The following is a 709-nucleotide window of genomic DNA, read 5'->3' on the forward strand; positions in this document are numbered from 1 at the left end:
TCCGGCTCCCAGTCGTCCTGGAACGACACAACATTGGTCACCACGGGGCGCCCCACCGTCAGGGTTCCGGTCTTGTCGAACACGAAGGCGTCGACCCTGCCGGCCTGTTCGAGGTGCGATCCTCCCTTGATGAGAATGCCTCGGCGAGCACCGTTGCCGATGGCGGCACTGATGGCCGTTGGAGTGGACAGGCCCACCGCGCACGGGCATGCGACGAGCAGCATCGTCATCGCCCGTCGAACATCTCGGGTGACCACGAGGGTGAGGGCCGACAGGATGAACGATGCTGGCACGAACCGTCGTGAAAAGTTCTCTCCCACAGTCTGTATGGGGGCGCGATCCTCCTGTGCCTCCTCGACGCGAGAAATGATGCGGCCGATCGTGGTGTCGCGACCGACGGCGGAGGCGCGCACGACGAGGCGGCCACGGACGACGACGGATCCCGCATGAATACGGTCTCCGGCGACGATCGACACCGGCAAGGTCTCGCCGGTGATTGCGGACTGATCCACCACCGCGTCTCCGTCGACGACGGTGCCGTCGACGGGAACGCCCACGTGATCGTGCACGACGACCTCGTCGCCGATTTCGAGTCGATCGACGTCGACGGAGATTTCGGAGCCGTCGGGCAGTCTGATCCAGGCGGTGTCCTGCGTGCCGGTCAACAGATCGGAGATCGCGCGTCGAGTTCGCTTGAGGGTCAATTCCT

1 protein-coding gene is annotated in these 709 nt (G+C 64.7%); it reads right to left on the reverse strand.

Annotated features, from left to right (window positions below; translation table 11 throughout):
• Positions 1 to 709 (reverse strand): HAD-IC family P-type ATPase (locus E4P29_RS25765; RefSeq protein WP_135048120.1); only part of this gene is annotated, 709 nt, incomplete at both ends.

Origin of the sequence: Rhodococcus sp. 1R11, assembly GCF_004563845.1 — a bacterium.
GTDB lineage: Bacteria > Actinomycetota > Actinomycetes > Mycobacteriales > Mycobacteriaceae > Rhodococcoides.